General features: G+C 72.2%; 1 protein-coding gene. It reads left to right on the top strand.

Annotated features, from left to right (window positions below; translation table 11 throughout):
* A partial coding sequence (locus IF00_RS42350; protein ID WP_037640654.1) for an AMP-binding enzyme occupies positions 1-252 on the top strand: 252 nt, incomplete at both ends.

The following is a 252-nucleotide window of genomic DNA, read 5'->3' as shown; positions in this document are numbered from 1 at the left end:
ACCGCCGAGCGGTTCGTCGCGGACCCGTACGGACCTCCGGGCTCACGGATGTACCGGACCGGCGACCTGGTGCGCTGGTCGCGGGAGGGTGAGATCGAGTACCTGGGCCGGGCGGACCAGCAGGTGAAGCTGCGCGGTTTCCGCATCGAGCCCGGCGAGATCGAGTCGGCGCTCGTCGCCCACGACTCCGTGGCACAGGCCGCGGTGATCGTCCGCGAGGACCGCCCCGGCGACAAGCGGCTCGTCGCCTAC

It is taken from the genome of Streptomyces flavochromogenes (genome assembly GCF_000717595.1).
Classification (GTDB): Bacteria; Actinomycetota; Actinomycetes; order Streptomycetales; family Streptomycetaceae; genus Streptomyces; species Streptomyces flavochromogenes.
This window is presented reverse-complemented; position numbering and strand designations above follow the sequence as displayed.